The following is a 20,621-nucleotide window of genomic DNA, read 5'->3' on the forward strand; positions in this document are numbered from 1 at the left end:
TTTTTATGAGAAGATAGTTGCGTCATTTTTTCACGTATTTTTTACCATTTGCTCAATACTATCCGCATCCGTTGGCAATTCTGCTGTTAATACTTCGCTTCCTGTTTCTGTCACTAAAACATCATCTTCGATGCGAATCCCACGCACATCGCTAAATTGTTCAAGACGCTCCCAATTCACTACATCTTGATATTTTTCACGACATTCTGAATCATTTAAAATACCAGGAACTTGATAAAATCCTGGCTCAATTGTTACTAGCATTCCTGCACGTAAAGGGCGGTTTAATCTTAAATAGCATAAACCAAAGCGATCACTCCTTTTTCTCCCCTGTTCATACCCTGCTAAATCTCCCAAATCTTCCATATCATGGACATCTAAACCTAATAAATGTCCTACTCCATGTGGGAAGAATAAAGCATGAGCATCCATTGCTACTAAATCATCGGCATTGCCTTTAAGAATGCCTAAATCTACCAAACCTTGAGCAATAACTTTTGCTGCTAACAGATGAATATCCTGATACTCAACACCAGGGTAAATTTTTGCAATACAAGCATCATGGGCAGCTAAAACTAGATCATAAATATCTCGTTGGGTAGAGGAGAATTTACCAGATACAGCCCAAGTGCGCGTAATATCAGAAGCCCATCCTGTTGCGGTTTCTGCACCAACATCTGCTAATAATAAATCTCCTGGTTGGATCGGATGATGATAATGTTGATTGTGTAATACTTCCCCATGAACGGTGACAATACTGCCATAAGCACAAGTCATGTTATGGGCAATAATTACACCTTCCATTGCGCCACGCACTTCTGCTTCCGTTTTGGCGTTGCGTGTTGCTGCCATTCCTACTTTGTGTACTGCTACACTACAAGCAGCCGAGGAACGTAATTCTGCTAACGCGCCAGCATCGTGTGTTAAACGTAGAGATGCGATCGCCTGTGCTAACTTTAAATCAATTCCCTCTGGTGTTGATGCCTCTGAAACGGCTCTATCGAGAATGTCACATTGTTTCAGATAAGTACAAGCATCCTGAACCGCAATTGTTGCAGCATCTACAGATTTTAATCCCAATTCTGCCATAGGAAAAGCAGCATCCGCCCCCATAGTCTCGGCAATTTCCTCTCTTGTGGGCATCTCTCCATGCCAGAGAATACTGCTAGGATGGGGATTATCTATAAATAATTCTAGCTTGCCACCCTCTAAACGAATTGCAGCATTTTCTAAAGGCAAACCTGCAAAGTAGAGAAAATGACTACTAACGCGAAATGGAAATAAATTTGCGGGAAAATTGCGCGGTGTCGCACATCCCGACCATAAAATTACCGGAAAATCAATTAATTCCGCTAGTCGTTGCCGTCTTTTCAGAAGTGTTTCTGCAACATCGTTATTAGCTATAATCATCGGTTCCTACCTTTCAAGCTTGAGTTAATTTTGCGAGAATATAAAAATAGTTTAAATTTAGATTAAAATATATGCCTTCTAAATCTAAGATTCAGCGAAATACTATCCAATCATACAGTTGGTCAATTGAGCAACTAGCTGGTTTGAGCAAAGAAAATCAATTGCAACTACTAGAATTAGGTATTAAAACAACTGGTGAGTTACTGCAAATAGCCAAGACTTCAACCGCTAGGCTAGAACTAGCAAATCGTTTGCAGCTTCATATTCAATACATTAACAAATGGGTAGCATTAGCAGATTTAGCTCGTATTCCTAGTGTTGGCTGTCAATATTGTGGCTTATTACTTCACGCTGGTATTGCTTCTGTATCTCAACTAGCTCAAACTCCTATACATAGATTACACCCACAAATTTTGCGATTGCAAGTAGCGACGATGCAACGCAAGGATCTTTGTCCTTCAGTTGAGCAGGTGCAACAATGGATTAAACAAGCACAACAAACAATTAACAATTAACAATTAACAATTAACAATTAACAATTAACAATTATCAATTATCAATTATCAATTTTAGGCGTAGCTATGGAACGTTAGATAAAATATTTAATTTGTTTTAGAACGCAGATTAACCGCAGATAAACGCAGATGAACGCAGATACTCAGGCTCCGCTTGTAGTGGTGGCATAAATGTAGAAGCGTGATCGTACAATGGTTTTATACCTAAGTCCTGATTGTTAATTGTTAATTGATAATTGTTAATTGTTAATTGATAATTGTTAATTGTTTTTTGCTAAGACACCATTGAGAAAAATATCAGCTAATCCTTCCGCCATTTCCTTCATTTCAAAAACAGATGCTCCGGGCTGTACAAGAGTTTCGTGACTAAAGCCAGCAATTACAAACATTCCTAAAAATACTTGAGCAACTATTTTAGGATTCATCTGACGATAAATGCCACGATCCATTGCTGTTTGAAAGAAGGCTTCAGCAACATCAGTCATTTTACTAATCACTTCTGACTGAATGCGATCGCGCAATTCTGGGTGAAACTGCGCCTCCATAAAACAAACCCGCATCATATCGGTATTTTCTCGTAAATTTAACATCCGCCGATACATTAACTGAGCAACAGATTGATAGTTAGCCATCTCGCTCAATTCTGTCAACAAATCAGTAAGCAGATCTACCCATCCTTGCGTAGCTACTTCAATTAAAATCGCCTTCTTATTCGCAAAATGTCGAAACAAAGTGCCTTCTGCTACCCCTGCACCTTGAGCTAAATCTTTCGTAGTTGTGCCATCATACCCTTGCCGTGCAAATAATTTTTGAGCCGCTTTTAAAATTTTAGTGCGCGTCTGTTCCTCTGACTGAGGGGGTTGATGAAAAATTCGCATAGCTAATCAGCCGATGGATGGATTGCTAATAACACCCTAGCGTTATTTCTTTTGTTGGAACCATAATCATAAAAAAGCTTCATACATTTTGAGTCAGAATCCAGAAGTCAGCTTAGGGCGCTTTGGCGAGTGAGTTGCTTTAGCGTTTATAGTCGAAAATAGAAGTATTAATCACATTGTATGACCCAATTCTGTAATTTTTTTTTGCAATTAATCTCAGTGTTGATAACTAGCCTTTTGCTCCCAAAAAAGTCCAGGCAATATCGCTGTCCTCGTATTCTGGCAACGTTTCTAGCCGTCTTACTAATCGGATGGGGTACGCTGCCAAGCGTTGCCTTAGCACGTACAGAAACGCCTGCGCCTGCTGAGTCAATTCAGCCATACTTAGATCGCGTCATCAATAAGGTGAGCGAATTTACCTTAGAAAATGGCATCAAGTTTATAGTCTTAGAGAGACACGAAGCACCTATAGTTTCTTTTATTACATACGCAGATGTCGGCGGTGCTAACGAACCAGATGGTAAAACTGGTGTAGCTCACTTTTTAGAACATTTAGCCTTTAAAGGAACTACCCGCATTGGTACGCGGAACTGGCAAGCAGAAAAACCTTTGTTAGATCGCTTAGATCAGTTAGCAGAGCAAATTAAAGCATCACAAGCTGCTGGCAAAACTACTGAAGTTACTCAACTACAGCAGCAGTTTGAGCAAGTTGAAGCTGAAGCTGCTAAATATCAAAAGCAAAATGAATTTGGTCAGATTGTAGAGCAATCTGGCGCAGTTGGCATGAATGCAGGTACATCTGCTGATTCCACAACTTACTTTTATAGCTTTCCTTCTAACAAACTAGAACTGTGGATGTCGCTGGAGTCGGAAAGGTTTTTAGATCCAGTATTTCGAGAGTTTTATAAAGAAAAAGAAGTAGTGTTAGAAGAACGCCGGATGCGGACTGATAATTCACCTATCGGTCAGATGATCGAAGCTTTTTTAGAAACAGCTTATAAGGTACAGCCCTACCGCCGTCCCGTAATTGGCTATACACAAGATATCCGCAATCTAACAAGACCAGACGTACAGCAATTCTTTGATACTCATTATCAACCAAGTAAGTTAACGATGGCTGTTGTTGGCGATGTCAACTCAGCACAAGTTAAACAGTTAGCGCAAACTTATTTTGGTCGCTATAAAGCTAAATCTGCTGTTGAGGAAAAACTTCCTGTAGAACCACCACAGACAGAAACGCGGGAGGTAACATTGCAGCTACCTTCTCAACCTTGGTATTTAGAAGGCTACCACCGTCCAGCTATGAATCATCCTGATGATGCAGCTTATCAATTGATGGCTAGTATTCTTAGTGATGGTCGTACTTCACGCCTTTACAAATCTTTGATAGAAGAAAAGCAAATAGCCCTTTCTGCTCAAGGTTTGAATGGTTTCCCAGGAGATAAATATCCGACATTGATGTTACTTTATGCGCTGACTGCTCCTAATCACACGGTTGATGAAGTAGCAAAGGCGTTAAGCACAGAAGTTGAGCGGTTAAAAAAAGAGCCTGTATCAACTCAGGAATTACAACGAGTCAAAAAACAAGCACGGGTTAGTTTATTGGAAACGCTTAATTCTAATATGGGTATGGCTCAGTCTTTAGTAGAGTATCAAGTAAAGACTGGAAGCTGGCGGAATTTGTTTAAAAAGTTGGATGAAATTGCAGCAGTTACTCCAGCAGATATTCAGCGAGTGGCTCAAGCAACTTTTAAACCTGAAAATCGCACAATTGGACGGATTTTATCGAAACAAGCGGGTGGAGAGAAATAAATGCAAGATCGGCGAAATCAACAACACCCAAACAACGTTAAAAACTTTTCTCAAAAATCCTTGGATTATCTGCAAACATCTGTGTTTATTCGTGGTTTAAAAACTCTTAAAGCAACTTGGCAGTTAGGCTCTAAATACGTGCGAAAATTAGCTACAAACGGTATCAAAGTGCGGGGTAGGCACGGGGGCGCTACCCCTACAAAATCCCTATTTCCTTTTGCTTCTAAAGTGCGACCGATCGCGTGGATTTTAACTCTGACGTTTTTACTCTTTTCTTCATTAATGCCAGCTTTAGCTTCATCGGCAAAGCATTATACAGAGTTAAATTTTTCACCATTACCAGAAATTAAATTACCAAATTACAGCCGCTTTCAGTTAGAAAATGGCATGGTAGTTTATTTAATGGAAGACCACGAGTTACCGCTTGTAAGTGGGACAGCTTTATTTAAAACTGGCGATCGCTTAGAGCCAGGTAACAAAATAGGGTTAGCTGAGATAGTTGGAACAGTCATGCGTAGTGGTGGCACTAAACGCCACTCAGCAGATCAACTTAACCAGTTACTAGAACAGCAAGCTGCTTCTGTAGAAACGGGAATCGGTACTACTTCTGGAAGTGCTAGTTTTTCTAGTTTGAGTGAAGATTTAGAGCAAGTATTTGGCTTGTTTGCTGAAGTAATTACCGAGCCATTATTTCCGCAAGAAAAGATTGATTTAGCCAAGACACAATTACGGGGTTCAATTGCTCGTCGTAATGACGAACCTGATGATATTGCTTCTCGTGAATTTAGGAAATTAATTTATGGGGGAAATAGCCCTTACGCTCGTACTGTTGAGTATGCAACTTTAGATAATATTCCCCGTGAAGATTTACAACAGTTTTATCAACAGTATTTTTATCCCAATAATATGATATTGGGAATTGTGGGTGATTTTGATAGTAAAGCGATGCGATCGCTCCTTCAAAAACAATTTGCTAACTGGAAACCCAACCCACAAATCAAACGCCCAGGTTTACCCGCAGTTTCTCAAGCAAAACAGGGAGGAGTTTATCTAGTAAATCAACCCCAATTAACTCAAAGTAATATTCTGATGGGTCATTTGGGGGGTCAATTTAACAATCCTGATTATCCTGCTTTAGACGTTCTCAATGGTGTCTTAAATGGCTTTGGAGGGCGTTTATTTAACCAAGTGCGATCGCGCCAAGGTCTTGCTTACAGCGTCTACGGCACATGGAATCCAGCTTTTGACTATCCTGGGATGTTTGTTGCAGGTGGGTCAACTCGTTCTGACGCGACAGTACCATTTATTCAATCTATCTTTACCGAAATCAAACGGATTCAATCTGAACCCATCACGCCAGCAGAACTTGCTTTCGCTAAAGAATCTGTGTTGAACTCGTTTGTCTTCAACTTCCAAACACCTGAGCAAACATTGTCACGTTTGATGCGATATGAATATTACAACTACCCGCAAGATTTTATCTTTCGCTATCAACGTGATGTGGAAAAAGCCACAATTAAAGATGTGCAGCGTGTAGCTCAAAAGTATCTGCAACCTAATAAAATTGTGACATTAGTTGTAGGTAATGGTAACGATATCAAACCACCACTGACAACATTAACAAAAGATGTGATTCCGGTAGATATTACAATACCTGAACCTAAAAAGGCGACACCATAAAGGATAGCATTCGCGCGAATTCAATGCGTGACCTCTCCCCAACCCCTCTCCTACAAGGAGAGGGGCTTAAGATTTATCCCCCTTCCCTGCAAGGGCAGGAGGGTTAGGTTTTTAATTACCTGTGATTGCACTTGTTGCAAGCTCTCAATACAATAAATATCTAGCAAAAGTCCAGCCAATTTTATTAAATCATCTGCGCCATCTGCGTCTATCTGCTCACATCTGCGATAAAAAACCAAATTAACCTGGAAGCGAGTTAATTAAGGAATTAAGCATCTGTATACCCAAAACAGCAACTAAACCACCCACCGCTAAAATACTTAAAGGTCGCATAATACCTTGCAACACTTTAAGACTTCGCTCTAATTCTCCCTCATAATATTCTGCTAATTTCTGAAAAGCTGCATCTAAATTACCAGTTTCTTCCCCAGTGCGAATCATTTGAATAGCTATCGGTGGTAACTTACCTTGCAAGCTATCACTAATAGTACGCCCCGCACGAACATATTTTGCCGCAGTTGTCAACTTATTTTTCATAACTACATCGGGAATGCGATCGCGCACCAATTCCAAAGCAGTTAGTATAGAAACACCGCAACTTAAAGGTAACTCTAACTCAGATAAATATAAGAGCGATCGCGCTTCGTTGATTTTACCCAAACCAGGAATTTGCGCCACCAACGGCTGTAACCATGTCCCAGAATGTTGAAACCAGAAATTCACACCTACAAATAGTAAAGCTAATGCGATCGCATTCAGCCAAAAACTCGGTTGCATCAAAACATTGCCATTTTTATTAAAAATTACTGCAACTACCAGCAGCAAACTCCAAATCATCGTGCTAACTGATAATCTCATTGAACGATAGAGGCGTTCCCGTCGTTGTTGTGCCTCAAAAGCTGCTGCCAAACGCTGAGATGTTTCTACTAACGAACCACTATATTCTGCTAACTTAATTAAACTAATCGTCCACCGATCAAAGTAACCATCAACAGCCATTGCTGTCGCCAAATCCTGACCTAACCCCACAGCAGCAGCAACCCGACTTAAATACCGTTGGCACGATCCATTAAAATCGTTCTTAGCCAACAGCAGACTTTGCTGTACTGACATTCCAGCCTTAAGCAAAGCAGCAAACTGGTAAAAAAATCGAGCCTTTTCCTGGTTATTCAAGCCTTTTAGTAGATCCACAGCAGGTATAAAAAACTTTATATTTACATTAACTCTTAGCTATCAAGGGAGGGAGGAGAGAGGGGAGAGGAGAGAGGAGTAATATGATGTCCGGCAGATCACCCCTTGTAGGGGCTGGTTGCACGTCAGGTTATGCCGACACACCATTAATATATATAAACCCGCCCTCAATCTCAAAGCTGTTAAGTCTCTAAAATTCAACTTATCCGAAAGATTTACTGATAATTGTTAATTGTTAATTGATAATTGATTCTTATGTTTTCATTAACGCAAACTACTTCCCGCCAGCGAGAAATTCTTGAGGTTGTCTTCCGTAACGGTTGGGATTATATGCGAGTCTTGCTGACTGGCGGTAAACCCGATCAACCTAAACTACCGACACCAGAAGTATTGCGTAATATTTTGGTAGATTTAGGACCTGTTTATGTCAAATTAGGACAACTATTAAGTACCCGTCCTGACTTACTGCCATCTTCGTATATTGATGCTTTATCTACTCTACAAGCTGATGTCCCCCCCGTACCTTGGTCAGAAGTAGAAACTGTGATTCGGCAACAGTTACAACTGCCAATCTCAGAAACCTTCTCTGTATTTCATCAAGAACCCGTTGCTGCTGGTTCGATCGCACAAACACACCGCGCCACTTTAGCAGATGGTAGAGAAGTCGCGTTAAAAATTCAGCGTCCAGGGATTGATGGGATTATTGCTCAGGATATTACCTTAATTAAAAGTTTGGCACAAATCGTATCTCTTACTGATATAGGTCAAGATTACGATGTCGTTACTTTAGCTGACGAATTTGCTAACGCATTGTTAGCAGAATTAGATTTTACTCGTGAAGCAGGTTACACCGACCAATTACGACGCAATCTTTCTAAAAGTCGCTGGTTTGATCCGACGCAGTTAGTTGTGCCAGAGATTTACTGGGATTTAACTACAGAAAAGTTACTGGTAATGGAATGGCTGAATGGAATGCCGCTACTCTTGGCAGATATTTCAGCAACACAAAATGGTATTAATCCTGGTGAAAAACGCCGAGAAATTACTACTTTATTGTTTAGGTCGTTCTTTCAACAAATTTATATAGATGGATTTTTCCATGCCGATCCACATCCAGGGAATTTGTTTTATCTCAATGATGGGCGTTTAGCGATTATTGATTGTGGCATGATGGGTCGTTTAGATCCGCGATCGCAGCAAATTTTAACAGAAATGTTGTTAGCAATTGTAGATTTAGACGCGCAAAGATGTACGCAGTTAACTTTACAACTATCTGATTCTGCCCAAGTAGTCAACTTATCCAACCTAGAGAATGATTATGCACGAATGCTGAGGAAATATTTCAATCTCAGTTTAGCTGAAATTAATTTTTCTCAGGTTTTTTATGAAGTATTACAAACTGCTCGGAATAATAAAGTTAGATTACCTAGTAGCTTAGGGTTGTATGCCAAAACTTTAGCTAATTTAGAAGGTGTAGCGCGGACTTTTGATCCAGACATTAATTTATTTGAGCAAATTAAACCATTAATTACAGACTTATTCCGCCGTCAGTTATTTGGAGATGACCCACTGCAAGCGGTTTTAAGAACAGCTTTAGATATCAAAAGTCTGACATTGCAATCGCCACGTCAGATGGAGGTATTATTAGAACGGGTAACAACTGAAACATTAAAATGGAATGTTTCAATTAGGGATTTAGAACCACTGCGTCGCAGTTTAGATGATTCAGCTAATCGTCTTTCCTTTAGTGTTGTAGTTGGATCGATGATTATTGGTGCAGCAATTATATCTGCTCAATCACAAACAGTGCAGTTATCGGTTTTAAGTACTATTTTATTTTCTATTGCCAGCTTGCTAGGTTTGTGGCTGATATTTAGTATATTGCGGTCAGGAAGATTAAGGGGGAAATAAGTGCGATCGCATATAAATACAAAATAAAATATAAAATTAATACTCCCCCTCCCCTTATTAAGGGGAGGGGGCTGGGGGGTGGGGTAAAACGTTTAATTAGGTTGACCTATTTATAACAAATTCAGGCTACCTGTACTGTTTGTGGCTCCGGTAAAAGCTTCCCAGTTTCTTGAAAACCGTATACTAAATCTTCCAAAATTTCCTTGGCGTTTTCAAGTGCTTTTTCATAAGTTTCACCATGCGTCCGAGCGTATTTTCCCCACTCAGGTAAACTAGCTACATACGCCTGATCCTCATCAGACCACTGGATTAAAATACTATATTTCATTACTCATCTCCTTGCTGTAATTGTTCCAGTTCTTCTATTGCTGCAATTACATCTTTTTCCTGATAAGGCTTTGCGTCGTTGCTATCTTTGCCAGATAAAACTACAGGTTTTGACAGGAGTGCGTGAAGCCAGTAGGAATGACTGCCTTTTCCGCGTTTGGGCAAAAGTATAAATCCTGCCTTATGCAACATCTGTTTTAATTCTCTAACTTTTTTCGGCATCTGTAATATTTTTTATTAGTAAGTAGCTTTTCCTTAAAAATATAAAACCTCTTCTCCCCCTCCCCTTAATAAGGGGAGGGGGCTGGGGGGTGGGGTTTTACTTCACTCCACACGCCGAGATTTATAACTACCTTTAATCTCCTCATTATAAAATTGCCCAGTAGAGTCTGCTGCTTGTAGCGCATCCCACGTTTCCTCATCTATATCTTTATATTGATAAACCGATCCACTTCTAAACTCAACTTGCAACAACTGTCGCTCTGCATCATATCCTAAAGACTTAGCCATACTAGATTCAACTGGTAACATCGGGATATCTTCCTCTGCTTCTAACAAATACTCATCATCTGTAGCCGCACTTAATTCAGGAGATTCCAAAGCGACAATAAAATCAAGTTGTTGTAGCCCTTCATAAGCTGCTAACGGTGCAGGAATCTCAAAATATTCTAAAGAATTACCTCGATCAATTAATAGCCCTAAATGCTCATCCTTATGGCTAATTGCTACTAATTTGGTTAAATCAACTTTGGTGAGTTTCATCGAAATTTATCCTGATTTGAAAAATACACCCCTCCCCAACCCTCCCCTTATTAAGGGGAGGGAGCAAAGGCAAGGTAGTGCGGGCATCTTGCCCGCGTATTACAAACCTATCAATCCTGTATTTATTTATTCTTATTTGTGTTTTTTGCTTGCTCTAAAGCAATTTCTTTCACGGCTTGGAAGGAATTAACATTAGAAGATCCTTCAATAGCTTTAACTGCCAAATCTTGAACTTGTTTAAGTGCTGCATCGAGTTGTCTGGAAAGATTTTGCAGGCGACTTTCTTGATTTTCAATTGTTTCTTGTAGCGAGTGAATTCTTAACTCGTATGTGCGCTTGCTACCTTCAACTTCTTTCGCGTTCAAATCCGCTTTAACTTTCGCTTGATGGTAAGCAATACCTTTACCTTCTTCTTTAGCGCGTTTAATAGCAGCTTCTAATTCTTTGGGATATCCTTCAACTTTAGTTTTAGCTTCAGCAAATTGCTTTTCACGTTCTGATATAGCTTTTTCGCGTTCCGCCCACTGCTTTTCTTGTAATTGTTGGAAATCTTCTAACTCTTGATAGAGGCGTTTCTTCTCTTGCTCGTATGTTTGATTATCTAAAGTACGTTGTAGATTTAAATCATAAGTATATTCTTGTGCATCGCGTAGTTTCGTTTTAGATAGTGTCTCGTTGCGTTCTTTCACAACTCGGCGGTGTTCTTCTATTTCTTTCGCCCAAGCTTTTTTAGCTTGAGTTATTTCTTGATCAATTGTTTCTCGCTGTTGGCTAAATTCTTCATTAAATGTTTTAGAACTATCATTATATTGTTGGATTAATGTATCCAAACTTTCTTCAGTAACTTGTAAACCATGCAAAGTTTCTAACTGTTGCACTTCTTCTTCTACAGACTGTCGCATTTCTTGCAATTTGACTGCTTCTGTAGCCAGCTTTTCGGATAAATCACTAACTGCACCACCAAAATTAAATTGCAGTCGGCTCAATACTTCAATGATGGATTCAATTTTTTGTTGATTTGCTGGTGCTGAATTCATCTTTATTTCTGGGGTAGGTTTACCATTGCGCTCTACTTCCGGCTGTTTCGCACCAGATAATTGCAACTCTAAGGTTTTTTTCTGGCTCAGTAATTCATTGAAAGCAGCGAGGATTTCTGCTTTAGTGTTTTTTTCGTTGGGGTTTTTGATTGCCATAGGTTATTCCTCAGTAAAATAGGTTTAATTAACCACAGATATCCACAGATAAACACAGATGCACACAGATGTAAGCACTGATTAAAGGCAAGAAGTCTACTGTTTACTATTTTGATGAACTTTGAAATGCTCTCATTGATAAATCTTGAGATTGGCGCAATGTTGTTTGTAGTTGAGTGGAAATTTCGGAAATTTGCTCTGTTTGCCTTTGAATCTTGGCTTCTAACGCTTGAATTTGCAGATCGTATCCTTGCTTGCTGGATTCCCATTCTTTTTCAAATAAGTCTGCTTTAACTTTGGCTTCTTGATTCGCTTCTCTAATTCCTTCTTCCCTGGATTTCTTGATGGCTTCTTCCAACTCAGTAGGAATAGTTGCAATTTTATTTTGGTATTCTGCAAGTAAAGCTTGATTATCTGACAAAATACGCTCCCGTTCTGTCCATTGTTTTTCTTTTGTTTGAGTTGTTTGTTGGATTTCCTGTTCGATCTGACGCTTGGTTTCTTCAAATTCATCAGTAGCAATTTTGCGCGATCGCACAATTTCATACTCGTAATCTGCTTCTTGTCGCTGTCTTTCTCGACTTAAAACTTCGTTACTTTCATTCAGCGCAATATCAAATTCTTCTTGCTCTCGTTGCCATGTTTTACGAGTTTCTGTAAGATCTTTTTCTAAAGATTCGCGATCGCGTTGCAATCTTTCCTCTAATAACCGCAAATTCTCTTGATGTTCTTGCGTCAGAATGTGCAACGCATCCGCAACAACTCGCGTTTGCTTCAATTCATCTAAATGTCTCGTTTCAACTGCGATCGCTTTTTTAAGTTCATCTAGCTTGGTAGTTTCAGTTGTCAACCTCGTGGATAACCCGTTGACAACACCACCAAACTCTAATTGCAAGTCAGCTAAACCCCTGACAATGCTATCAACCGTATATTGAGAAGCTGCTGCTACAACCAGCTTATTTTGCTCTTTTTCAGCTTCTTCCTCTTTAGTAGCAACTCTCGATTCAATTTTTTGCCTTTCTGCAAGAATTTTCTGGAAATCTTCTAAAATCTTTGCCTTACCGTCTTTCGCTGCAACTTGAGTCATAATCTTACTCCCTAAAATTGTATAAATCCCTCTCCAGCCATGACAAATTACTCATGACTCAAAGCCAAAGATCTCCGCAACTTCATTTCACGGAAACAATATAAAAAGCCTGTAAATGCTGCTAAAGTGTAAGTAGAGTGCAAACTGTAGTTTGCATCGCTTGTACACTATTATAACCCTTCCTGCTGTAAATGTAAACTATCGCGACTAAGTTTGCACAATACAGTTGTCAAATAGTACAAACAGCTAGATTAACTCCTATGCAGAAATTGAGTTCAGATGATGCGATCGCAACTAATAACCTATGGAAATCAACGAATTTGGTAAGCAAGTGCGTGAGAGACGCACAGAAGAGAAATTGAGCCAAGAAAAATTAGCTCAAGCCGTCGGGATCTCTCGTAACTACCTATCCCAGATCGAGCGCGGACAAGCCACCAACCTTTCTTGGCAAGTAAGAGAAAAACTTACATCTGTCTTAGGACTGAAAGCAGTTGAACAAGTAGCAACCAGCAGTGAGCTAGGATTACCCCCCAGCTTGGCTGAGTTTGCATCAAAAGTGGGATTACCTCCAGACGATGTATTAATGCTCGCTCGTTTAAAATACCGAGGACAACAGCCAACCACCCCAGAAAAATGGGAACTACTTTATAACGTGATTAAACAATTAACAATTAACAATTAACAATTAACTAAGCATTCTTACTCCTCCTCCCTCCTCTCTCCTCTCTCGTCTCTCCTCCCTCCTCCCCCCTCCCCCAACTTCTGCAACAATGAACGATGAACCATAAATTGCCACTATATGAGTCAGGTGAGTCAGCCTCAGCAATACAGACATCCTGGGCAAGTATTTATCTCTCGTTATGGCTTGCCCCAAAATGATGAAAGTATACTGCACTACGTTAAATTTTTGCGCCAAGAAGCAAAACTGAGCGACTCACCACCCATTGATTTATCAATAATTTACCGACATTTTGGGATGCCAACTCCCTTACGCGCCCCTTTAATAGACCAACAAGGAATTTTAGTAGATAGTGATACCGGAATCATTTTAATTAAAGAAGATGATCCCATCGTGCGGCAACGCTTTACAGAAGGGCATGAATTAATGGAATTGTTATTTGATGCTCAAGAAAGATTGTTGACAGAAACACAAGTAAAACTAAATTGGAATGAGCAGCGAAAAGAGCAACTTTGCGATCAAGGAGCCGCAGAATTATTGCTGCCAAAATCTTCTTTTTTACCTCAATTGCAAGCTTTGGGAATGTCACTACAAACAGGTTGCACCTTAGCAGAGTTATATCAAACTTCACTCCTCGCTACATTAGTACGGATGATTCAGTGTTGTACCGATGCTTGTGCATTGGTGATGTGGCATAGCGCATTAACACGCCAAGAAGCTAAAAATCTTGCTAATTCTACTGATTTACCAGCAGAAAAATTGCGCGTTTGGTGGAGAAGTTGCACCAGTAATTGGAGTTGTGGCTTTATTCCCAAAAATAAATCAATTCCTCCCGACTCCTGCATTGCTCAAGCTTATGCGACCGGACAATTCCAAGAAGGTATAGAAAATGTTAATTTAGGAAAAGGAGCTTTACTTTGTCGTATAGAAGCAATGCCAATGCAAATTGGAGATAAAAATTGTGTTATATCTCTCTTACATTGGTTAAAAATTTAGCCGATTCTACTGACAAAAAAACCTGATAATTGATTGTGATTGCAATTTATCCTGGAAGCTTCGATCCGATTACCTTTGGTCATCTCGATATTATAAAACGAGGTTCTCAGCTATTTGATCAAGTAGTTGTCGCCGTACTGCGTAATCCTAATAAATCTCCCTTATTTACTGTGCAAGAGCGCATCGAGCAAATCCGCTTATCGGTCGTTGGACTGCCAAATGTAGAAATTGATAGCTTTGCTGGTTTAACTGTGGATTATGCGAAACTACGGAAAGCCAAAGTATTGCTGCGCGGGCTGCGAGTACTTTCGGACTTTGAAAAGGAACTACAGATGGCTCACACTAATAAAACGCTATCAGATGAAATTGAGACAGTGTTTTTGGCTACTTCTAACGAATTCAGTTTCTTAAGTAGTAGCGTAGTGAAAGAGATTGCCAGATTTGGCGGATCAGTCGATCATCTTGTTCCTCAGCACGTTGCTTTAGAGATTTACCGATGCTACGCCCAGACTTATCCCGAATCGACCCAAAACATGAACAACCCAGCAATCCATTTGAATCAACCCAAAGTGGATCTACAGAGCGAGACGGTTCATCAACAGGAAGTATAAACATCCAGCAGGAACTTAATCGGATAGAAGAAATAGTTTTAGATAGTCCCCGCATCCCCTTTACAGGGCGCACGCTGGTGGATGAGGAAGAACTTCTAGAACAACTGGATCTTGTCCGGCTCAATTTACCAGGCTCGTTTCGGGAGGCTGAAGCGATTGTTTACCATAAAGAAGAAATTCTGGTGCAAGCGGAGCAGTATGCTCAAGAAATCGTAGAGGAGGCTGAACAACGCGCAGCATATATTTTAGATCAGTTGGGAATTATTGCCCGCGCAGAACTAGAAGCCAAGCAAATTCGCAAAAGAGTACAGGAGGAGTGTGCAGCTTTACAAGAGCAAACGCTTGCTGATATTGAAGAAATGCGCGAGCAAGCGCAGCAGGACATTGAGCAAATGCGCTCCTTGGCAATGGCAGAGTTTGAGGAGATCCAAAATGGAGCGGATCAGTATGCCGATCGCGTGCTAAAAAATATAGAGCAGCAGCTTAACGATATGCTGATGATTATCCGTAATGGTCGTCAGCAGTTACACGATGATACTGAGGTATTGCCAATACGGGATAAAGAGCCGAATAATTCCTCACAATCTCGCACATCTAAAAATCCCAAGAATTGAACAGCCAAAAAAAGCACACAGTAGTCAGAATAAAAAGTAAATTATTAATTTTGGAATTATATAAGCAGGAGTAGAAAGCATGAGTTATGATTACGATTTGTTTGTGATTGGCGCGGGTTCTGGAGGGTTGGCAGCTTCTAAACGGGCTGCAAGCTATGGGGCAAAAGTAGCGATCGCAGAAAACGACCTAGTAGGCGGAACCTGTGTAATTCGTGGTTGTGTTCCCAAAAAATTAATGGTATACGCCTCAAAGTTCGCCCACTTATTTGAGGATGGTAAAGCTTACGGCTGGAGTGCGGTAGAAAGCAGCTTAGATTGGGAGTATTTGATTGATGCTGTTGATAAAGAAGTTAACCGCCTGAGCAAAATACATATCGGATTACTAGAAAAAGCTGGAGTAGACCTAATTAAAAGCCGTGCTACTTTGGTAGATCCTCATACAGTAGAGGTTGATGGGCGCAAAGTCACTGCTGATAAAATTTTGATTGCTGTAGGTGGAGAAGCAGTTAAGCCAGATTTACCAGGGATGGAATATACCATCACTTCCCGCGAAATTTTTCACCTCAAACAGCAACCCAAGCACATTGTAATTGTTGGCGCTGGCTATATTGCTGTAGAATTCGCTGGCATCATGCGCGGACTTGGTTCAGAAGTCACCCAAATTATTAGGAGTGATTTATTTTTAAAAGGATTCGATGACGATATCCGCACTGGGATTCGTGATGGTATGATCCAGCACGGGATTAATATTATCCCTAATACAGTGATTACCAAAGTTGAAAAAGAGGCAGATAGTTTAAGAATTACTACCTCTGAAAAAGGCAAAGACACAGATTCAACTATCACCGCAGATGCAGTTTTAATAGCTATTGGTCGTGTACCTAATTTAGGTAAATTAGGTTTAGATAATGCTGGTGTTGAGGTGATTAATTGCGAAAACGAAGATTTACCCAGGCTGCATGGATATAGTGTTAACTGTGCAATTGGTGTAGATGAATATAGCCGCACCTCTCAACCAAATATTTTTGCTGTTGGTGATTGTACTAATCGGGTGAATTTAACACCTGTGGCAATTGGTGAGGGACGCGCTTTTGCTGATACTGAGTTTGGTAATAACTCTCGGACTTTCAGCCACGATCATGTCGCTTCGGCAATATTTTCTCAGCCGGAAGCAGCAACAGTGGGTTTAAGCGAGTCGGAAGCTAAGGCACAATATGGCGAGGATGCGATTAAAGTATATAGCTCTGGCTTTCGTCCGATGTATCACGCGATGACAGGTGCGGAAGAAAGAACGCTGATGAAGTTGGTAGTTGACAAAATTACAGATCGTGTGGTAGGGGCGCACATGGTTGGCGACTATGCAGCAGAGATTATTCAAGGAGTTGCGATCGCAGTCAAAATGAAAGCAACCAAGAAAGACTTTGATGCGACAGTAGGAATTCATCCTTCTAGCGCCGAAGAGTTTGTGACAATGCGATAAATACCCTGTTGGGATAATTTAAGATCCCCCCCAGCCCCCCTTAAAAAGGGGGGAGAATCCGATCAAAGTCCCCCTTCTTAAGGGGGATTTAGGGGGATCTTTACTTAATGTTGCTGCGATCGCACTTTTATGGAACAAACCTAAAATACCTTTGTTGATCGCTATCTACCTGAGCTTGCTCGTAACTCAGGTAGGATTATTAAATAGCCAGATGTCAAAACGTCGATGCAGAGCAAAAGTGAAAGCATGGGACTGAAGAGGCGAACTTTTCTGCAACAAGCTGGGTTAGCTTTGTTGGCGTTGGAATTAAGTGACGCAGCACTAGCAGTAATGGGACAAAGCTTGGCGAAGCCTCTATTTGATCGCTATTACCAAGCCTTGGCTGAACCTACTACCCGCAAATTAGCATTGCTTGTGGGGATTAATCAGTATCCTCGCAGTGGGGAAACGCGAAATGTAGTACCTTTACAGGGTTGTGTTACAGATGTAGAACTACAACGGGAATTACTAATTCATCGCTTTGGCTTCCAAGCCAGTGATATCTTGACATTAACGGATCAGCAAGCCACGAGAGAAAATATAGAAACGGCTTTTTTAGAACATCTTAGTAATCAGGCAAAACCTGATGATGTAGTTTTATTTCATTTCAGTGGGTATGGTAGCCGCGTTAATCTTAATTCTGAAGTGCAATCGGGTGAACCCTTAATTTCTACTCTAAAATCCCAAATCCAAAATGCCCTAGTAGCAGTGGATGGGATGCAGCCGACGCAGGGAAATTATCTACTAGAAGAAACCTTGTTTTTGTTGTTGCGATCGCTTACAACTGACCAAGTAACTACTGTACTCGATACCAGCTACACTCTTCCTGATAGTCCCCTTCAAGGCAACTTACGCATTCGCACTCATCCTGCTGTATATTCTCAACAACCTACAGAGGAACTTGATTTTCAATCACAATTATTACTGCGTCTGAACACTACAAGGCAACAGTTAGAAGGGCAACTCAACTTTAATCAAATGCCTGGAATACTGTTGAATGCTTCATCAGCTAATCAACCTGCTATGGAAGTTACGTGGGGTGAATTTAGTGCTGGTTTATTTACCTCTGCCCTTACTCAATATCTTTGGCAAGCGACACCACAGACAACAATTAAAGTTAGTCTGAGTCGTGCAACCGAAGCAATTAATCAACTGGTAGGTAAACAGCAACAACCTCAAATAAATGGTAGCAAAAGTCAAGAAGATTATTTACTTGCTTATAATCTCATTCCTGAAAATATCGGTGCGGATGGAGTTGTAATTGCTGTTGAAGATAGCGGCAAAATCGCACAGTTATGGTTAGGAGGACTACCGCTCAAAGTTTTGGCTAATTATGGAGTAAATTCTGTATTTTCTGTTGTAAGTTCTGAAGATAATGTTGATATTCCTGCTGATAGCACCTCAGCAACAGGCATTACTAAACCGTTACAACTCCAAATTCGGGGGCGTGAAGCACTAACCGCCAAAGCGCGGTTGATTAGTTTAGATATCTCAGATCGTCAGCTACAAATAGGGCAATTAGTACAAGAATCTCTGCGAGTTTTACCGCGAAATTTAGGTTTAACCGTAGCTATAGATGCTAGTTTAGAGCGGATAGAGCGGGTAGATGCTACGAGTGCGTTTGGAAATCTTAAATCTGTCACCTCAGTTATTAAGGCAGGCGAACAACCTGCTGATTATATATTTAGTAAAGTAGCATCGACAGATAGCACACAGCAGGTGGAAGAAGCAATTATTCGTGATAATTCAAACTTGGCAAATGCTAATAATGAAAGCGCATCTACATCTTTAATTGTTCCTACTTCAGAAGCTAAATATGGATTGTTTTCTCTAGCTAATACAACGGTTCCTAATACATTAGGGGTAGCTAGTGAGACAGTTAAGGCTGCGGTGAATAGATTAAAACCAAAGTTGAAAACTTTATTAGCTGCTAAGTTATGGCGATTAACTGTTAATGAAGGATCTTCTCGTTTGGGAGTAGCAGCAAGTTTAGAAATGCTTGCTCCCGAAGCAAAAGTACTGATTGAACGTTCAACTATACGTGCTGGTATTAGTAAGCAACAGGCGGGAGTAAATCATCAAACTAATATTATAGACTCTTCAACACTAGGTATGGTGACAGTGGCAAATGGTAGCCGTATCTGTTACCGCGTACATAACTATAGCGATCGCACACTTTACTTTATGCTTGTTGGTTTAGATAGTAGCAGTAATGCGATCGCCTTATCATTACTCAAAGATACTTTCATTCCAGCAGGACAAACCCTCAGTATCCCTCAATCTACAAGCTCTTTTGAATGGCTGATTCACGAGGCTACTGGATTAACAGAAACCTTCTTAATTTGTAGTATTGCTCCTTTTCCTCAGGCTAAAGCAGCCTTAGAAGCTGCAATTATTAATACAGAAGAGCGAATTGAAAAATTAGTTAATCCTTTGGATGTAACCATTGCCATCTTACAAGATTTACATCAAGCTAGTGCATTAGTTCAGCGCCAAGAAATAGTATCATTAGCTGCTGAAACCAGTAGCACTTCGTCTGATAGCTATGCCTTAGATGTTCAGGCTTGGGCTACCCTCAGTTTTGTATATCAAGTGAGTTAAAAGTCACGTAAAATACCTCCCCTGCTAGTTGCACAGAGGAGGTATTTTAAACAATTGTTATAGCTTCGGAATTGCTGAGTAGAGACGCGAAATTTCGCGTCTCTACATTATGTGCAATCAAACGAACATGATATGAGTTCGTCAGTTCTAGCTAGTTAAGATTGTACTTGTTGACGGCTAGTTCCGATTCTGGCGGTTTTGCTGCCACTGCTGTTTTAATTCTTGAAGTTTTTGCTTTTGTTCAGCCGTCAAAACTGCGTCTATTTGGGTTTTGGAAGACTCCTTAATCGCTTTCATTCTAGCTTTTTGAGCTTCAGTTAGATTAAGATTGGGGCGCTGTCTTTGTTGTTTAGCTGCTTGCAGTTGTTGCTTTTGTTCTGCTGTTAAAACAGTATCCATTTGAGTCCGAGAAGACTGTTTAATTTGCTGAATTCTTGTTTGTTGTTCAGCACTCAAACCGAGTTGAGCAAATTTATCTCCCCGTCCTTTGCGTTGCACGTTAGGTTGTGCTGAATCCTGTGCTAAAAAGGTAGGCTGCTCTGCTACTGCCTGCTTGGAAACAGCAAAACCGAAACCACCCATTACAAAAGGTACAGCAGCGAGTACGAAAAGTTTTTTAATAGCCATGATGATCAAAATCCTTAGTATTGAGAGTGTGTGGATGTCATTTTGTAAGCATTCAGCAGTCAGCCGTCAGCTATCAGCACTTAGTGCGGTCATCTTGGCTGCTAGTCTCGCCTATAGACCATGCGCTATAAACAAAGCATTGCTATTTCTAGCTGACGGCTAATAGCTGATAGCTGAACGCTTACGTCATGTTTTTATTAAGCATGAT

General features: G+C 40.4%; 20 protein-coding genes. 11 read left to right on the forward strand and 9 right to left on the reverse strand.

The genetic code is table 11. The annotated features are described in order from the left end of the window. Nucleotides 1–30: 30 nt before the first annotated feature. The gene (locus CRI9333_RS22340; protein WP_015205429.1) at nucleotides 31–1,410 is read right to left on the reverse strand and encodes an aminopeptidase P family protein; all 1,380 of its coding nucleotides are present in this window, start codon (nucleotides 1,408–1,410) and stop codon (nucleotides 31–33) included. Nucleotides 1,411–1,481: 71 nt separating this feature from the next. Between CRI9333_RS22340 and CRI9333_RS22345 the strand changes: the two genes are divergently transcribed. Next, entirely contained in the window at nucleotides 1,482–1,925 is a 444-nt protein-coding gene (locus CRI9333_RS22345; RefSeq protein ID WP_015205430.1) for a DUF4332 domain-containing protein, read from the forward strand. 260 nt (nucleotides 1,926–2,185) lie between these two features. Here CRI9333_RS22345 and CRI9333_RS22350 read toward each other — a convergent pair whose 3' ends face one another. Then, nucleotides 2,186–2,803, reverse strand: a complete 618-nt coding sequence (locus CRI9333_RS22350; protein ID WP_015205431.1) for a TetR/AcrR family transcriptional regulator — start codon at nucleotides 2,801–2,803, stop codon at nucleotides 2,186–2,188. A 180-nt stretch (nucleotides 2,804–2,983) separates the two neighbouring features. Here CRI9333_RS22350 and CRI9333_RS22355 point away from each other — a divergent pair, with 180 nt between their 5' ends. Together CRI9333_RS22355 and CRI9333_RS22360 are read left to right on the forward strand one after the other, a co-directional pair. Further along, entirely contained in the window at nucleotides 2,984–4,615 is a 1,632-nt protein-coding gene (locus CRI9333_RS22355) for a M16 family metallopeptidase (RefSeq protein ID WP_015205432.1), read from the forward strand. Continuing rightward, nucleotides 4,616–6,295, forward strand: coding sequence for a M16 family metallopeptidase (locus CRI9333_RS22360; protein ID WP_015205433.1), 1,680 nt, complete (start codon nucleotides 4,616–4,618; stop codon nucleotides 6,293–6,295). 240 nt (nucleotides 6,296–6,535) lie between these two features. On the opposite strand, the gene CRI9333_RS22365 is transcribed toward CRI9333_RS22360, so the two are convergent. Further along, entirely contained in the window at nucleotides 6,536–7,486 is a 951-nt protein-coding gene (locus CRI9333_RS22365; protein WP_015205434.1) for a type II secretion system F family protein, read from the reverse strand. Nucleotides 7,487–7,741: 255 nt separating this feature from the next. On the opposite strand from CRI9333_RS22365, the gene CRI9333_RS22370 reads away from it, so the two are divergent. Further along, nucleotides 7,742–9,397: an ABC1 kinase family protein gene (locus CRI9333_RS22370; RefSeq protein ID WP_015205435.1), complete on the forward strand. Its 1,656-nt coding sequence runs from the start codon at nucleotides 7,742–7,744 to the stop codon at nucleotides 9,395–9,397. Between the two features lie 121 nt (nucleotides 9,398–9,518). On the opposite strand, the gene CRI9333_RS22375 is transcribed toward CRI9333_RS22370, so the two are convergent. The 5 genes from CRI9333_RS22375 to CRI9333_RS22395 form a co-directional block, all read right to left on the reverse strand. After that, nucleotides 9,519–9,725 (reverse strand): type II toxin-antitoxin system HicB family antitoxin, encoded by a 207-nt coding sequence (locus tag CRI9333_RS22375; RefSeq protein ID WP_015205436.1) that lies wholly within the window; start codon nucleotides 9,723–9,725, stop codon nucleotides 9,519–9,521. Then, entirely contained in the window at nucleotides 9,725–9,946 is a 222-nt protein-coding gene (locus tag CRI9333_RS22380) for a type II toxin-antitoxin system HicA family toxin (RefSeq protein ID WP_015205437.1), read from the reverse strand. Before CRI9333_RS22380 ends, CRI9333_RS22375 begins: the two co-directional genes overlap by 1 nt. Before the next feature lie 102 nt (nucleotides 9,947–10,048). Further along, nucleotides 10,049–10,486, reverse strand: coding sequence for a KTSC domain-containing protein (locus tag CRI9333_RS22385; RefSeq protein ID WP_015205438.1), 438 nt, complete (start codon nucleotides 10,484–10,486; stop codon nucleotides 10,049–10,051). A 122-nt stretch (nucleotides 10,487–10,608) separates the two neighbouring features. Continuing rightward, nucleotides 10,609–11,679 carry a hypothetical protein gene (locus CRI9333_RS22390; RefSeq protein WP_015205439.1) on the reverse strand — a complete coding sequence of 357 codons (1,071 nt, stop codon included), beginning with the start codon at nucleotides 11,677–11,679 and terminating at the stop codon, nucleotides 10,609–10,611. Nucleotides 11,680–11,785: 106 nt separating this feature from the next. Next, nucleotides 11,786–12,766 (reverse strand): hypothetical protein, encoded by a 981-nt coding sequence (locus CRI9333_RS22395; RefSeq protein WP_015205440.1) that lies wholly within the window; start codon nucleotides 12,764–12,766, stop codon nucleotides 11,786–11,788. 304 nt (nucleotides 12,767–13,070) lie between these two features. On the opposite strand from CRI9333_RS22395, the gene CRI9333_RS25250 reads away from it, so the two are divergent. From CRI9333_RS25250 to CRI9333_RS22420, 6 genes are all read left to right on the forward strand, one after another. Then, a complete protein-coding gene (locus tag CRI9333_RS25250; RefSeq protein ID WP_015205441.1) occupies nucleotides 13,071–13,448 on the forward strand; it encodes a helix-turn-helix domain-containing protein in 378 nt (125 codons plus the stop codon). Nucleotides 13,449–13,565: 117 nt separating this feature from the next. Further along, nucleotides 13,566–14,441 (forward strand): ImmA/IrrE family metallo-endopeptidase, encoded by an 876-nt coding sequence (locus tag CRI9333_RS25255; protein ID WP_015205442.1) that lies wholly within the window; start codon nucleotides 13,566–13,568, stop codon nucleotides 14,439–14,441. Nucleotides 14,442–14,476: 35 nt separating this feature from the next. Beyond that, nucleotides 14,477–15,052, forward strand: a complete 576-nt coding sequence (coaD, locus tag CRI9333_RS25970) for a pantetheine-phosphate adenylyltransferase (RefSeq protein ID WP_015205443.1) — start codon at nucleotides 14,477–14,479, stop codon at nucleotides 15,050–15,052. Further along, nucleotides 14,938–15,666: an ATP synthase F0 subunit B gene (locus tag CRI9333_RS22410; protein WP_015205444.1), complete on the forward strand. Its 729-nt coding sequence runs from the start codon at nucleotides 14,938–14,940 to the stop codon at nucleotides 15,664–15,666. The genes coaD and CRI9333_RS22410 overlap by 115 nt, the downstream gene beginning before the upstream one ends. A 79-nt stretch (nucleotides 15,667–15,745) precedes the next feature. Further along, nucleotides 15,746–17,146, forward strand: coding sequence for a glutathione-disulfide reductase (gene gor / locus CRI9333_RS22415; protein ID WP_015205445.1), 1,401 nt, complete (start codon nucleotides 15,746–15,748; stop codon nucleotides 17,144–17,146). A gap of 246 nt (nucleotides 17,147–17,392) precedes the next feature. Beyond that, nucleotides 17,393–19,786 (forward strand): caspase family protein, encoded by a 2,394-nt coding sequence (locus CRI9333_RS22420; protein ID WP_051035473.1) that lies wholly within the window; start codon nucleotides 17,393–17,395, stop codon nucleotides 19,784–19,786. Between the two features lie 177 nt (nucleotides 19,787–19,963). On the opposite strand, the gene CRI9333_RS22425 is transcribed toward CRI9333_RS22420, so the two are convergent. After that, a complete protein-coding gene (locus CRI9333_RS22425; protein WP_015205447.1) occupies nucleotides 19,964–20,413 on the reverse strand; it encodes a hypothetical protein in 450 nt (149 codons plus the stop codon). On the opposite strand from CRI9333_RS22425, the gene CRI9333_RS27025 reads away from it, so the two are divergent. Further along, nucleotides 20,412–20,576 (forward strand): hypothetical protein, encoded by a 165-nt coding sequence (locus CRI9333_RS27025; RefSeq protein ID WP_157462375.1) that lies wholly within the window; start codon nucleotides 20,412–20,414, stop codon nucleotides 20,574–20,576. The two genes, CRI9333_RS22425 and CRI9333_RS27025, sit on opposite strands and share 2 nt — an antisense overlap. Nucleotides 20,577–20,621: the final 45 nt, after the last annotated feature.

Source organism: Crinalium epipsammum PCC 9333, assembly GCF_000317495.1.
GTDB lineage: Bacteria > Cyanobacteriota > Cyanobacteriia > Cyanobacteriales > PCC-9333 > Crinalium > Crinalium epipsammum.

Coding starts and splice junctions, on each gene's coding strand:
- CRI9333_RS22345 (WP_015205430.1), top strand. CDS start 1,482: ATGCCTTCTAAATCTAAGATTCAGCGAAATACTATCCAATCATACAGT.
- CRI9333_RS22350 (WP_015205431.1), bottom strand. CDS start 2,803: ATGCGAATTTTTCATCAACCCCCTCAGTCAGAGGAACAGACGCGCACT.
- CRI9333_RS22370 (WP_015205435.1), top strand. CDS start 7,742: ATGTTTTCATTAACGCAAACTACTTCCCGCCAGCGAGAAATTCTTGAG.
- CRI9333_RS22420 (WP_051035473.1), top strand. CDS start 17,393: ATGGGACTGAAGAGGCGAACTTTTCTGCAACAAGCTGGGTTAGCTTTG.
- CRI9333_RS22375 (WP_015205436.1), bottom strand. CDS start 9,725: ATGAAATATAGTATTTTAATCCAGTGGTCTGATGAGGATCAGGCGTAT.
- CRI9333_RS25250 (WP_015205441.1), top strand. CDS start 13,071: ATGGAAATCAACGAATTTGGTAAGCAAGTGCGTGAGAGACGCACAGAA.
- CRI9333_RS22425 (WP_015205447.1), bottom strand. CDS start 20,413: ATGGCTATTAAAAAACTTTTCGTACTCGCTGCTGTACCTTTTGTAATG.
- CRI9333_RS22340 (WP_015205429.1), bottom strand. CDS start 1,410: ATGATTATAGCTAATAACGATGTTGCAGAAACACTTCTGAAAAGACGG.
- CRI9333_RS22410 (WP_015205444.1), top strand. CDS start 14,938: ATGCTACGCCCAGACTTATCCCGAATCGACCCAAAACATGAACAACCC.
- CRI9333_RS25255 (WP_015205442.1), top strand. CDS start 13,566: ATGAGTCAGGTGAGTCAGCCTCAGCAATACAGACATCCTGGGCAAGTA.
- CRI9333_RS22395 (WP_015205440.1), bottom strand. CDS start 12,766: ATGACTCAAGTTGCAGCGAAAGACGGTAAGGCAAAGATTTTAGAAGAT.
- CRI9333_RS22380 (WP_015205437.1), bottom strand. CDS start 9,946: ATGCCGAAAAAAGTTAGAGAATTAAAACAGATGTTGCATAAGGCAGGA.
- CRI9333_RS22390 (WP_015205439.1), bottom strand. CDS start 11,679: ATGGCAATCAAAAACCCCAACGAAAAAAACACTAAAGCAGAAATCCTC.
- CRI9333_RS27025 (WP_157462375.1), top strand. CDS start 20,412: ATGATGATCAAAATCCTTAGTATTGAGAGTGTGTGGATGTCATTTTGT.
- CRI9333_RS22355 (WP_015205432.1), top strand. CDS start 2,984: ATGACCCAATTCTGTAATTTTTTTTTGCAATTAATCTCAGTGTTGATA.
- gor (WP_015205445.1), top strand. CDS start 15,746: ATGAGTTATGATTACGATTTGTTTGTGATTGGCGCGGGTTCTGGAGGG.
- CRI9333_RS22360 (WP_015205433.1), top strand. CDS start 4,616: ATGCAAGATCGGCGAAATCAACAACACCCAAACAACGTTAAAAACTTT.
- CRI9333_RS22385 (WP_015205438.1), bottom strand. CDS start 10,486: ATGAAACTCACCAAAGTTGATTTAACCAAATTAGTAGCAATTAGCCAT.